This window comes from Cellvibrio sp. PSBB006 (genome assembly GCF_002162135.1).
GTDB lineage: Bacteria > Pseudomonadota > Gammaproteobacteria > Pseudomonadales > Cellvibrionaceae > Cellvibrio.
Window position 1 is genome coordinate 483,148 of the sequence record NZ_CP021382.1, and the last position, 12,249, is coordinate 495,396.

The 12,249-nt window shown below is 48.8% G+C and carries 13 protein-coding genes; 9 read left to right on the plus strand and 4 right to left on the minus strand.

Going from position 1 to position 12,249, the window contains the following annotated elements; translation table 11 throughout:
* Positions 1-191: 191 nt before the first annotated feature.
* From CBR65_RS02195 to CBR65_RS02230, 8 genes are all read left to right on the plus strand, one after another.
* Complete coding sequence (locus CBR65_RS02195) at positions 192-554, plus strand: MmcQ/YjbR family DNA-binding protein (protein ID WP_087465342.1); 363 nt, start codon at positions 192-194, stop codon at positions 552-554.
* A gap of 30 nt (positions 555-584) precedes the next feature.
* A complete protein-coding gene (locus CBR65_RS02200; RefSeq protein ID WP_198300857.1) occupies positions 585-1,256 on the plus strand; it encodes an SDR family oxidoreductase in 672 nt (223 codons plus the stop codon).
* A 69-nt stretch (positions 1,257-1,325) separates the two neighbouring features.
* Positions 1,326-1,976, plus strand: coding sequence for a helix-turn-helix domain-containing protein (locus CBR65_RS02205; protein WP_198300858.1), 651 nt, complete (start codon positions 1,326-1,328; stop codon positions 1,974-1,976).
* A 210-nt stretch (positions 1,977-2,186) separates the two neighbouring features.
* The gene (fadB, locus tag CBR65_RS02210) at positions 2,187-4,334 is read left to right on the plus strand and encodes a fatty acid oxidation complex subunit alpha FadB (RefSeq protein WP_087465344.1); all 2,148 of its coding nucleotides are present in this window, start codon (positions 2,187-2,189) and stop codon (positions 4,332-4,334) included.
* Between the two features lie 44 nt (positions 4,335-4,378).
* Complete coding sequence (fadA, locus tag CBR65_RS02215) at positions 4,379-5,557, plus strand: acetyl-CoA C-acyltransferase FadA (protein ID WP_087465345.1); 1,179 nt, start codon at positions 4,379-4,381, stop codon at positions 5,555-5,557.
* 137 nt (positions 5,558-5,694) lie between these two features.
* Positions 5,695-7,122: a hypothetical protein gene (locus tag CBR65_RS02220; protein WP_157671949.1), complete on the plus strand. Its 1,428-nt coding sequence runs from the start codon at positions 5,695-5,697 to the stop codon at positions 7,120-7,122.
* 85 nt (positions 7,123-7,207) lie between these two features.
* Positions 7,208-8,053 carry a TraB/GumN family protein gene (locus CBR65_RS02225; RefSeq protein WP_157671950.1) on the plus strand — a complete coding sequence of 282 codons (846 nt, stop codon included), beginning with the start codon at positions 7,208-7,210 and terminating at the stop codon, positions 8,051-8,053.
* Between the two features lie 74 nt (positions 8,054-8,127).
* Positions 8,128-8,388: a hypothetical protein gene (locus CBR65_RS02230; RefSeq protein WP_087465348.1), complete on the plus strand. Its 261-nt coding sequence runs from the start codon at positions 8,128-8,130 to the stop codon at positions 8,386-8,388.
* A 62-nt stretch (positions 8,389-8,450) separates the two neighbouring features.
* Here CBR65_RS02230 and CBR65_RS02235 read toward each other — a convergent pair whose 3' ends face one another.
* The 4 genes from CBR65_RS02235 to CBR65_RS02250 all read right to left on the minus strand — a co-directional run bounded on the left by CBR65_RS02235 (position 8,451) and on the right by CBR65_RS02250 (position 10,863).
* Positions 8,451-8,858, minus strand: coding sequence for a cell division inhibitor SulA (locus tag CBR65_RS02235; protein WP_087465349.1), 408 nt, complete (start codon positions 8,856-8,858; stop codon positions 8,451-8,453).
* Entirely contained in the window at positions 8,851-9,453 is a 603-nt protein-coding gene (gene lexA, locus CBR65_RS02240; RefSeq protein ID WP_087465350.1) for a transcriptional repressor LexA, read from the minus strand. Before lexA ends, CBR65_RS02235 begins: the two co-directional genes overlap by 8 nt.
* A gap of 112 nt (positions 9,454-9,565) precedes the next feature.
* Positions 9,566-9,886 (minus strand): DUF2845 domain-containing protein, encoded by a 321-nt coding sequence (locus tag CBR65_RS02245; RefSeq protein ID WP_157671951.1) that lies wholly within the window; start codon positions 9,884-9,886, stop codon positions 9,566-9,568.
* A gap of 140 nt (positions 9,887-10,026) precedes the next feature.
* Positions 10,027-10,863, minus strand: a complete 837-nt coding sequence (locus CBR65_RS02250; protein ID WP_087465352.1) for an SDR family oxidoreductase — start codon at positions 10,861-10,863, stop codon at positions 10,027-10,029.
* A 187-nt stretch (positions 10,864-11,050) separates the two neighbouring features.
* Here CBR65_RS02250 and CBR65_RS02255 point away from each other — a divergent pair, with 187 nt between their 5' ends.
* Complete coding sequence (locus CBR65_RS02255) at positions 11,051-12,217, plus strand: glycoside hydrolase family 18 protein (RefSeq protein WP_087465353.1); 1,167 nt, start codon at positions 11,051-11,053, stop codon at positions 12,215-12,217.
* The last annotated feature ends 32 nt before the right edge of the window (positions 12,218-12,249 follow it).

The window sequence follows — 12,249 nt, forward strand, 5'->3', positions numbered from 1 at the left end:
GTATAGCGGTGTGTTTCTTGATGAAGGCGACCTGCGGGCCGCTTGACTAAAACAGGGAGGAAAATTAGTCAGTGGTATAGGTCCCTTGCATTCAGGTAAGCGCGCTTACGTGAGATTGTTGTGAGTGAATGATTATGTATATTAGCGGTCGTAGTAAAAACCATTCAGTCGTATTGCTAAAGGACTAAACCATGGATTTTTCTTCAGTTCAAAAATACTTGTTATCCAAACACCAGGCGAAGGAAACCTTTCCTTCCGGTCCGGATGTTGCCGTCTATAAGGTTTGCCATAAGATGTTTGCAACGCTCACTCAGGAGTCAGGTGTGGCGCGTGTGAATCTAAAATGTGACCCGGAAGAGGCGGTTGCATTACGCGCTAAATACCCCGCCGTTCAGCCCGGTCACCATATGAATAAAAAGCACTGGAATACAGTGTTTCTTGACAGCACCATCCCGGATAACGAAATTCAACGCATGATTGACAATTCATATGAGTTGGTTATCAATAACCTGCCTAGTGACGAACTCGCACGTTTACTTGCCAGTAAACCCTGATCACGGATCGGGTTCTTCGGGGGGGAGATTATGAGCCGCATTGTCATTACCGGTGCAAGTCGTGGCATAGGCTTGGAGCTGTGCAAATATTTTGCGCGGCAAGGCCATGAAGTCTATGCAGCGTGTCGTGTAATATCAGCTGCGTTGTATCAACTATCTGACTCTGGCGTGATTGCTATCGAGGGTGTTGATGTTTCCCGCGATGATGGCATCGTCAACTTGCGTAGTGCATTGGCAGGAAAATCCATTGATATTCTGATTAACAATGCTGGCGTGCTCGAATCAGATAAGCTCGGCGATTTGGCTTATGCGGACATTGACCATCAATTTCAGGTCAATTCAGTCGGGCCGCTGAGGGTAACTGAGGCTTTAACTGAAAATTTAAAGACCGGTTCCAAAGTAGCAATGATTACCAGCCGAATGGGCTCTATCACAGATAATTCCTCTGGTGGCTATTATGGTTATCGCATGAGTAAAGCTGCGCTGAATGCAGCGGGCGTGAGCCTCGCTCGCGACCTCGGCTCACGTGGAATTGCGGTTGCCTTGTTACACCCGGGCTTTGTTCAAACGGATATGGTCGGCTTTGCGGGTGATATTACCCCCGCTGTTGCTGCGGAACGTTTGGCTGCCCGGATCGACGAACTGACTTTGGAAAGTTCGGGTAGTTTTTGGCACGCTAACGGCGAGCGTTTGCCTTGGTAGTTTTCTCAACTGAAACATCAACATACGCATAAATGTTAATAATAAGTTTGCGTTCAACAGGTTTGCGGTATGGCCACAAAAATTGATGCGTCAATGAGTCATGATATGGTTGCTGAACTCGTTATAGATGAGGTGGAACCCGCATCTATCGTCGATTTTGCACCTGACCTCGCACCGGATATCGGCGTGCGTCTTAAGTTAATCCGAGAACGTAATGGACTTTCCCAGAGAGAGTTGGCCAAACGGGCCGGTATAACTAACAGTAATATCTCAATGATCGAACAGGGCCTTGTGAGTCCGTCGGTTAATTCATTAGCCAAAGTACTCAGCGGCATCCCGATGACTCTGGCTCAGTTTTTTGCCTGTGATCAAGTAGACGTCGGTCAGGTGGTTTATCCGGCCGCCACGCTGGAAGCGGATCAGGTACAGCTCCCCAACGGCGTAGTTATTCAATACCTGGCCACAGAGAAAACACAACGCAAAATATCCATGCGACGCCATTTATACGCGGCTGGTGCCGATACTGGCAGCGAGCCCCTGCGTCATAAAGCGGAAGCCAGCGGCTGGGTTGTGAGCGGACAGATAGAATTAACTGCCGGTATGCAGGTTCATGAATTACAGGAAGGGGATGCTTTTTATTTGGCGGCCCATCAACCTTATCGCATCCGCAATCGGAAAGAGACGGCGGCAGTCATTGTTTTAAGTGTGTTACAACATTAACGGATACTGTTGCCAATGCAGTATGTACGAATCACTGACAGGCAATAACACGCTATAAAATCTTAATCGTTCAGCAACGTTCTCACGCTAATCTCATTACAATCTCATTGTTTATTTGTGTTTCATGTATGGCTTGCACGATTCAGCTTGCTTGCCTATCAGCATTAGAGGTTCTTGTTCCTCTGATATTCCACTAGAGAGAGACTTGTTATGTACCAAGGAAAAGCCATATCAGTTGCCCTGTTGCAAGACGGTATTGCGGAATTGATCTTTGATCTGCAGGGTGAGTCGGTTAATAAATTTAATCTGCAGGCTGTCAGCGAGCTGGATGAGGCGTTGACCCTTTTGGAAAAAAGTCAGGATATCAAAGGGCTGTTGATCACCAGTGCCAAAGATGTCTTTATTGTCGGTGCAGACATCATGGAATTTGGTGCAGTCTTTGCCGCCGGTGCAAACAGCATCATTGAACACCTGAAGAACAACAATCGCAATAATTGCCGCATTGAGGATTTGCCTTTTCCGGTGGTCGTGGCCATCAATGGGTTTGCCTTGGGCGGCGGTATGGAATTGTGTTTGGCATGTGATTACCGCGTCGCGAGCACCAAGGCGAAACTAGGGTTGCCTGAAACCAAATTGGGAATCCTGCCCGGCTGGGGTGGCACGGTACGTTTGCCGCGTGTTGCCGGTTTGGAGACGGCGGTAGAGTGGATTGCTTCCGGTAAAGAAAATGATGCGCAAAGTGCATTGACCGCTCGTGTAGTAGATGCGGTCGTAGAGCCGGAGAAACTGCGTGATGCAGCCATATTTACCTTGCAACAATGCATTAGCGGTAAGTTCGATTACGCTGCACGCCGCGAGCAGAAGAAAGCGCCACTCAAGTTGAATTTTATTGAAGCGATGATGGCTTTCGAGACATCAAAAGCCTTCGTGGGTGCCCAGGCCGGACGCAACTATCCATCACCGGTTACGGCCATCAAAGCTATGCAGAAAGCAGCAGATAAAGGCCGTGATGAGGCATTGCAAATTGAAGCTGAAGCTTTTGCTAAAGTTGCCCAGACCGAGACGGCTCAATCCTTGGTTGGCATCTTTATCAATGAGCAAATGATCAGCAAAAAAGCCAAAAGTTGGGAGAAAAAAGCGGATAAGAAAATTGCGCGCGCAGCGGTGCTTGGCGCGGGCATTATGGGCGGTGGTATTGCCTATCAATCGGCGCTGAAGGGTGTTCCCATCAAGATGAAAGATGTGGCCCAGAAAGGTATTGACCTGGGTTTATCTGAGGCCAATAAACAGCTGAGCAAACGCGTGGAACGCAAAAAAATGACGCCGGCTGAGATGGGCGATGTACTGAATCGTGTTGAGCCAGCATTGACATACGATGGCTTTGACCAGGTTGATATCGTGGTTGAAGCGGTGGTAGAAAATCCCAAAGTCAAACGGACGGTGTTGGCCGAAGTTGAATCCAGGGTGAGCCCTGACACCATTATCGCATCCAATACCTCCACCATCTCGATTTCCTATCTCGCGGAAGCTTTACAGCGCCCTGAAAATTTTTGCGGCATGCATTTTTTCAACCCGGTACACCTGATGCCGTTGGTAGAGGTTATTCGCGGTGACCGGACCTCGGATACTGCCGTTGCTCGCACTGTGGCTTATGCCAATGCGATGGGGAAAAAACCGATTGTTGTAAAAGATTGCCCGGGCTTCCTGGTAAATCGCGTGCTGTTTCCCTATTTCGCCGGCTTCTCAATGCTGGTGCGTGACGGAGTTGATTTCCGCAAGATTGATAAAGTGATGGAAACCTGGGGCTGGCCCATGGGGCCGGCTTATTTACTCGATGTGGTCGGTATCGACACGGCGGTTCATGCAGAAAAAGTCATGGCAGAAGGTTTTCCCGAGCGCATGAAACGTGATTTTACCTCCTGCACAGACGCGTTGTTTGCTGCAGAGCGGTTGGGGCAAAAAAACCAGAAAGGTTTTTACGATTACCAGACAGACAAAAAGGGCAAACCCGAGAAGGTTTTCAATGAAACTGTCATGGACATCATCAAACCTTATGTCACCGGATCGGTTGAAGTAACGGATGATGACATTATTGCGCGGATGATGGTGCCCATGGCCACTGAGTTGGCTCGTTGTCTGGAGGAGGGCATTGTGGAAACAGCGGCTGAGGCGGATATGGCGCTGGTCTACGGCACCGGTTTTCCACCTTTCCGAGGCGGCGTCTTCCGCTGGATTGATTCTATCGGTGTCAGCACATTCTGCGAGATGGCACAGCGCTATAGTCATCTGGGTGCGCTTTATGAGCCGCCCGTCAGCCTGCAAAAAATGGCAGCCAGCAACCAGAAATTTTACGGCTAAGCGTGCGCTTCGTCAGCGCCTTGAGTCTTTAAAGGAGAGAAACCGTGAGTCTACATCCAAGAGATGCCGTTATCGTTGATTATGCCCGCAGCGCCATGGGGCGATCCAAGAATGGTTGCTTCCGCCATGTTCGTGCAGATGATATGTCTGCCGCCATTATCAAAGGTTTGCTGGCCCGAAATGAACAATTGGACCCGGCGACTATTGATGACCTGCTATGGGGCTGCGTTATGCAGCGCGAAGAGCAGGCCTTTAATATCGCGCGTAATATCCTGCTGTTAACGGGCCTACCCCATACCATACCGGCGCAGACGATCAATCGCCTGTGTGGCTCTTCAATGTCCGCCTTACATACGGCCACGGCCAATATCCGTGCTGGCCTGGGTGACGTTTACTTGATTGGTGGTGTGGAACATATGGGGCATTTACCCATGTATGAATCCATTAACCCTAATCCGTTATTGGGATTATCAGTCGCCAAGGCGGCCGGCAATATGGGAATGACGGCCGAATACCTGGCTTTATTACACGGCATCAACCGTCAACAGATGGATGAATTTGGTGCGCGCTCCCACCAACTGGCGGCTAAGGCCCGCGCCGAGGGTCTCTTTAAGCGTGAGATTATCCCGGTGGCGGGTCACAACGCGGATGGTTTCCCCATCATGGTGGAAGATGACGAAACCATTCGCCCGGAAACTACAGTAGAAGCTCTATCCAAACTACCGCCGGTATTTGATCCTAAAAATGGTCAGGTGACGGCGGGCACATCATCCCAGATTTCTGACGGTGCTTCCGTCATGCTGGTCATGTCGGCTGAGCGGGCTCAATCGCTAGGGATGAAGCCGATTGCTCGTGTTATCTCTCTCGGCTTGGCTGGTGTTGATCCATCCATTATGGGATATGGCCCGGTGCCTTCTACTGAAAAAGCATTGCAAAAAGCTAACCTGGCCATCGATGACATTGAGTGCGTGGAATTGAATGAGGCATTCGCCGCTCAGGCTTTACCCGTGTTAAAAGACCTGAAATTGCTTGAGGAAATGGATGAAAAAGTGAATTTGCACGGCGGGGCGATCGCCCTGGGACACCCCTTCGGTTGCTCTGGAACCCGTATAACCGGTTCACTGCTGACAGTGATGTCAGAAAAAGACGCGACCTTGGGTGTCTCCACCATGTGCATTGGGTTGGGACAGGGGATCACTACGGTACTTGAACGCTTGAATTGATTTAACACCTCGAAACCTGAAAACGCCGAAGCTTTGTAGCTTCGGCGTTTTTATTTGAGCAGGCCTTACAGGCTGTCAGCTTTAACCGCATCTGCTAGACTGCCGACCTTCTTGTCATGCCATCCCAGAGGCTAGCGGTGATTGTCCACGCTGTATCCAATCCTGAGTCGTTTATCAGCACCCAGATAGCTCATCTGAAGACGTCAGGTGAGGTAAGTCGGTGTTTTGCTCTGGAATATGTGTGGCGTCAATATTATCTTCCGTCCCAGCCTGAGATCGCGCTGATTGCCTTGGTGGCGGTGAGTAACCATGAGCTTCATGTCGCGCTGTCCGCAGCATCCACTGAATTGCGCGACCGATTAAGTCATCTGGATGACCAGGTTGAAAGTCTCGCCGCGTTTGCAGATAAACATGAATTACCTTGGCTGAACTTATCAGCACCGCTGGTGCTGGAGCCTGTTTATATTCCCAAGCCTTGGGGGCAGGAAATCTGGTATACGGGCATCGAAGTGCGCGGTCAGTCCAGTGTGACAGCGCAAGGCCATAAGGTACCTTTGCCCTGGCTGCTGTCCTTAATGCCTGACTTTCTGGTCGGAGGCTCTGCTGAACATATCATCCTGTTAAAAATTCTCGATCCACTAGCTGACGAGCGTTACGGTGATCTGTATTTTGAGATGCATGAGCAAAAACAGGAAGTATATGTTGTTACGCACATTGATTCCCAAGCCTGGCCTGATGGTGTGGGGGGAATTCGCCTGGGATTTAATCAGCACAAGCGTAGTGAGTTTACTGATGATGCCGCATTTAAGGACGCCTATCTGACAGCAGTTCGCGATTATGAAACGGTCAGGCGTGAAATTGATCGGCAACTTGATCAGCAGCGTCTTGCTCATGATATCGCATTGGATGATCCGGTCGATGCCGCTACGCTTAATGCCTGGTTGAGCGAACTGCCACAAAACTTATTAATCCTGGAAAGTGAAAAGCGCGCAGTCATGCATGCTTACACTGCCATGCAGGATTTGCAGCTGGGTGATGTTGTGAAGGTGCCCTGTTTTACACCTCATGCATTGCAGCATGGTGTGCGTACGGTTGAGTTTCAAACGCCAGTGTATGAAAGAAAAATTCTGTCCTTTACACAAAAAGTGTTAACCCAAACGCATTGGGATACAAAAGAAGCGCTTGAAAAAATATCGCTGGCTATTCCAGCTCTTCCCGCGCTGGAGGAGATTGACTCGACAGCAGATGCTGTAGTCGAGCGGGTTGTCACCTTTGATGATTTTGAAGTCTTGAGGATAGGTTTGGCGGCGGGATCTCATTATTACCTGTCAGCGTGTTCCACTTATCGGCTGTTGATGGTGATATCCGGTAGCCTTGTGTGCTATGCAACTGAGTCGTCGATGCCTTCGCAGGCAAAATATACTCATACACAACACTATTTATCTTCGCAGGCTGTGTTGTTGCCTGTTTCTCTTCAGCAAACTGAATGGGAGGCTGGAGATGAAGGCGCGATAGTCTTGCTGGCAGTGCCTACTGAAATTAGCCGCTACGTTGGGAATGAGTGATATGCACAATCACACACGCTCAGCAAGGCACGGTTATTTTGCATCATGTTTATCGGTTGCTCTCATCTGCCTTTACGGCTCGGTTGTGCAGGCTGCATCGCAACCTTTGTTGTGGCAGGTGCAAGACAAAGAGTCCCGGGTTCGCCTATATCTATTCGGTTCGCTACATTACGGCGATGAAAAATTTTATCCGTTGCCGGATGCTGTGCTTCGAGCTTATCGGGACTCAGATATTTTAGCGGTTGAATTGGATATTGATGCGCTGGATGGCCGAAAAGTGCGAACTGCACTTGAGCAGAATGGCTATTATGCCGGTGAAAAAAACTTGCAAACTGACCTGGATTCGCAAACATGGACATCACTGATAAATGTGGCCAACACCTTGGATGTCGATGTTCAGCGGCTCAATCAATTCAAGCCCTGGTTGGCGGCAATGCAACTAACCAACAGGCAGCTAGCGCTCAGCGATTATCAGCAGTCGCTCGGTCTGGATAAATATTTTTTATCTGAAGCTCGCAATCAAAAAGTTGTCCTGGAACTGGAATCCCTCGATGAACAAATGCAATTGTTCAATCAGTTAAGTGAAATTGAGCAGCGGGAATTTTTACAAACAACCTTGAACGAACATGAGAAGGCGGAAGAAAGCCTGAACAAGCTGGCCGATGCATGGTATCGCGGCGATGAAGATGTTTTGCAAACCTTGGTGTTCAGCGCATTTCGCAAGCGCGAGCTAGGGCAAAAGCTTTATCAGTCTATCTTTGTTGAACGCAATAAGAATATGCTGAATGCTATTGATGCACAGCTGAAAGAATCACAAAAAATTTTTCTCGTCGTGGGTATTGGTCATATGCTGGGTGATGATGGGCTGGTGTCACTGCTTGAAGGGCGGGGATACCGGGTTACGCAGGTTAATACGGCGCAGAAAGATTGATGAAGAGCGGGTTAATGTTAGAATAAAGCCGTGTTCCATTTGCAGTTCAACCCTGCAAAACAATAGAGGTTAGTATGCCATCAACGCTATATGAAATCGCCGAATTACCAAACGGCGATGTCGTGCTGAGAAAAGTCGATGATGAGGGCGGGGAGCCTTTGGTTCGGCTCAGCTTTTCTGCGGAATCACTGGCTTTTATGGGTGAAGGAAAATTTGAAGTCGCTAAGGCAATGATTGAAGCCGGAATGGAAGCTGCTACTGAGTTGGCAGACCAGGATCATCTGGATGAGTTTTCTGAGGGGCTTCCCGAGTTTGAAAAACCGATTCTGCATTAATATCAATGGGGCTATCCATAAACCCCTATGTACCTCCGATTCCTTTTGATATCCCTCAGTAATTAACGTACCCGCAACAATAAACCCTGACAATGGCCTTGGGCGGCCGCAGATTCCAATTGCTTCAATTCTTTGTCATTCAGCTTGCCAGGACTGGCGATAACGGTATGGCTATTTCCTGCGGCCAAGGCTTCCCATGTAATCCACAAGGTATTTTGTTGATCATGGCAATGAATCAGGCGAATCAGACGAGTATCAATTCCAAAGCTCTCCAGTGATTGCCGTGTAATGTTGTGGGGCGCAATCCAGGTAATCCAGCGGTCATGGCAGGTCTTGCTGAGATAGGCGAGCATGGGTAGTAGAAGGGCAGCTTGTTCCGGGGAATGGCTGGTTAAGACGAGTTCAGTCACGCCGCTGTTATAACGGGGCTCACCGCCGGGTTGTTCATCTATACGCACTGTATTAGTCACGGCGAATCACCCCTACGCTCAAACCTTCGATGCTGAAATCCTGGTCTCGCAGGTCGACTTCAATCACTTTGAAATCAGGGTTTTCAGGCCAGAGTTCCACCTGTGCGCGGTTACCAATGCGTTTGAAACGCTTGACGGTTACCTCGTCACCAATCCGCGCTACAACGATCTGGCCGTTGCGTGCTTGATCAGTTCGATGCACAGCGAGTAAATCGCCATCGAGAATACCGGCATCTTTCATGCTCAGACCGTGAACACGCAATAGGTAATCTGCACTGGGGGAGAAAAAGCTATAGGGAATATTGCAGTAATCTTCGATATGTTCCTGGGCAAGGATAGGGTTACCTGCTGCAACCCGGCCTACGATGGGAATACCGTTTTGGGAATCCGGTAGGCGGATGCCGCGAGAAGCACCAGCGATAATTTCGATAGCCCCTTTTTTCGCCAGAGCTTTGATATGTTCTTCCGCTGCATTGGCAGACTTAAAGCCGAGAATGCGGGCAATTTCTGCGCGGGTGGGCGGATAACCGGTCTCTTCGGTGTAGCTCTTGATTAGCTGTAAGACTTGTTCCTGGCGGGAGGTCAGATTGGCCATGGGGCGCTCCAGATGAATCTGTTTATTTATACAGTTGTTGTGATTATATACAGTATTTCATCATCCGCAACCCCTATTTTAAGGGGCGGAGAAGCCACCAATAAGATACCGATTAAAGCCGTCGCCCATTCTTGATGGCCTGGAGTTTCCCCCGTTTAAAATACAGGTGTTGGACGAACTGACCGGAGCCGGGGTGGTAAGTCCAGAGATCCACTTCTTCACAGGGAACGATGATGGTGGTGTTTGCCTGGCCTACGATGGTGATAGGTTCACAATAACTATCGGTAAATACCGGTTCACCGCACTGGTCAAGCACATCTGATTTGGTATCTCCGGTTTGCACCAGGGAATTGCTACAGCGCATGGAGTCTGCCAGTGCTGGCTGTAAATACAAGCCGCCTACTAACAGCGCAAGATAAGCGCAGATTCTCATATCACTACCTCGACAGTTCAGGTGCACCATGTAAATGAATGAAAGGCTATTGGTTTCTTGTGGCTTTTTTGACTCGGTACCAAGGTAGTAATTCCTGTGGCACGCATTTTAGATGTTACCAAGTCCGGATTAATAAAAGCTTAACGGCCAGCCCGTCGTAGCACCTTGTCCATCATCCGCGTACTTAACAGGCGCCGCAGGATACTCATCAGATAAGTTGGAAAAGTAACGCAGTAGCGCGGTTTGGGCAAATCACTTTCCAGGGCATGTTTCAGACGTTTGTAGACAGCATCGGGTCCGAGAGTAAAGGGAGCCGCTGCACCGGGTTTGGCGAGCCGCTGAATCGCCGATTGATAGTGTTCGGCAAATCGACTTTTTTCAATATCGATGTTGGCTTTCAGAGCGCCGAGCGCATTTTTACGGAAATCGCTCAGGATTGGACCCGGTTCAATCAGGCTGACGTGAACACCTGTGCCATTGAGTTCAAGTCGTAATGTATCGGTCAGCCCTTCCAGCGCAAATTTGCTGGCGTTGTAAGCTCCACGCAAGGGCATGGCAGCAAAGCCGAGGATCGAGCTATTTTGAATGATACGACCATAGCCTTGGCGGATCATGATAGGCAAAATTTTATTTGTCAGCTCCAGCCAGCCAAATACATTGGTTTCAAATTGCTCTCTCAAGACATCCCGGCTTAAATCTTCCACGGCACCGGGTTGACCGTAGGCGCCGTTATTAAATAACGCATAAAGCTCGCCGCCGGTGAGTTCCAGTGTTTGTGCGACTGCACGCTCAATACTTCCGGAATCATTTAAGTCCAACGGGATGCAGGTTAATCCATCGGCCTGTAGTCGTGAAACATCGGTCAGTTTGCGACAGGAGGCGATCACCCGGTAGCCATCGGATTGCAAGGCTTTTGCGCAGTAGTAGCCAATACCCGTGGAGGCGCCAGTGATCAGAACACTTTTATTACCTTTCATGTGGGAAACCCTTCACGAAGAAAATCTTATTAGCAATGCAAAAGCGAATGGGTTAAGCACTCCTTAACAAAACTTCCTTTTTAATTGGTCGCTGTTTATAGCACTATAACCTTGCTTGGCCGGGCAGTGCCCGAAAAAATAAAATGATATTGGCAATGATATTCCTTCAATACGGGGTCCACTATTTATGAAATCCTTTTTCCTTTGTTGTTGCAGTGTGCTGTTGGCAATCCTGTTGCTGGGTTGTCAGGATGATGGCGCATCTTCTTCTGACGTTGTTCAACCACAAACAGAGAGTGACACCGCTGTCATGTCGAAACAACCACCTTTGCATGATTTTAAAGTGATTGCCTATTACATGGGGGATGGTTCTGACCTGGAGCGCTACAACTTCAATCATCTTACCCACATCATCTACAGTTTCCTGCACTTGAACGGCAATCAACTCAGCTTTGATTCAGATGCAGATAAGCTGGCGTTGCAACGCCTTGTTGCGTTAAAAAATCAGCATCCACATCTTAAAGTCATGTTATCACTCGGTGGTTGGGGTGGCTGTGAAACCTGTTCCGCCGTTTTTAACAATGCAGAAAATCGGCAGGCGTTTGCGCAATCCACTCTGGCAATTATTGAAGAATACGGTGCAGACGGTATCGATCTGGATTGGGAGTATCCAACAATTCCCGGTCATCCGGGTCACCCCTACGCGGATTATGATAAAGATAATTTCACGGCATTAACCCAGGCATTGCGCGATAGCTTTGGTGATCGTTATGAGTTAAGTTTTGCGGCCGGTGGTTTTGATAATTTCTTGCAGAATGCAGTGGATTGGGATGCAATCATGCCGCTGTTTGATAACGTCAATCTGATGAGTTACGACATCGTTAACGGCGCGACACCGCATACGGGGCATCACACTGCGCTTTACTCCACACCGGAACAAAAAGACTCTACGGATAACGCCGTGCAATTCTTATTGAGCAAAGGTGTGCCGGCGGAAAAGATCGTTATCGGTGCCGCGTTTTATGCGCGCTCCTGGGAGAATGTCGAGAATGTGAATCTGGGTTTATATCAGCCCGGCAAACATGTCGAAGGTGCAAAGTTTAAAGATTACGCAACAGTCTATGTGCCGGAGGAGGGCTATGTTTACTATTGGGATAATATCGCCAAGGCACCCATTATTTATAATGAGAAGAAAAAGATTTTCGCTACCTTCGATGACAAACGTTCTATCTCGGCTAAAGTGGGTTACATAAAGACCCATCAGCTCGGCGGTATTATGTTTTGGCAGTTGCCACACGACAGCGATAATGACGGTCTGGTGGAGACGATTTATCGCGAGAAATCGGTGCCGTAAAAGCGCTTTCTCAAATATCGACCAATAAAAAA

Bases quoted from the DNA above. Each gene is read 5' to 3' on its own strand.
- CBR65_RS02195 (WP_087465342.1), top strand. From the start codon at position 192: ATGGATTTTTCTTCAGTTCAAAAATACTTGTTATCCAAACACCAGGCG.
- CBR65_RS02200 (WP_198300857.1), top strand. From the start codon at position 585: ATGAGCCGCATTGTCATTACCGGTGCAAGTCGTGGCATAGGCTTGGAG.
- CBR65_RS02205 (WP_198300858.1), top strand. From the start codon at position 1,326: ATGGCCACAAAAATTGATGCGTCAATGAGTCATGATATGGTTGCTGAA.
- fadB (WP_087465344.1), top strand. From the start codon at position 2,187: ATGTACCAAGGAAAAGCCATATCAGTTGCCCTGTTGCAAGACGGTATT.
- CBR65_RS02230 (WP_087465348.1), top strand. From the start codon at position 8,128: ATGCCATCAACGCTATATGAAATCGCCGAATTACCAAACGGCGATGTC.
- lexA (WP_087465350.1), bottom strand. From the start codon at position 9,453: ATGGCCAATCTGACCTCCCGCCAGGAACAAGTCTTACAGCTAATCAAG.
- CBR65_RS02245 (WP_157671951.1), bottom strand. From the start codon at position 9,886: ATGAGAATCTGCGCTTATCTTGCGCTGTTAGTAGGCGGCTTGTATTTA.
- CBR65_RS02250 (WP_087465352.1), bottom strand. From the start codon at position 10,863: ATGAAAGGTAATAAAAGTGTTCTGATCACTGGCGCCTCCACGGGTATT.
- CBR65_RS02255 (WP_087465353.1), top strand. From the start codon at position 11,051: ATGAAATCCTTTTTCCTTTGTTGTTGCAGTGTGCTGTTGGCAATCCTG.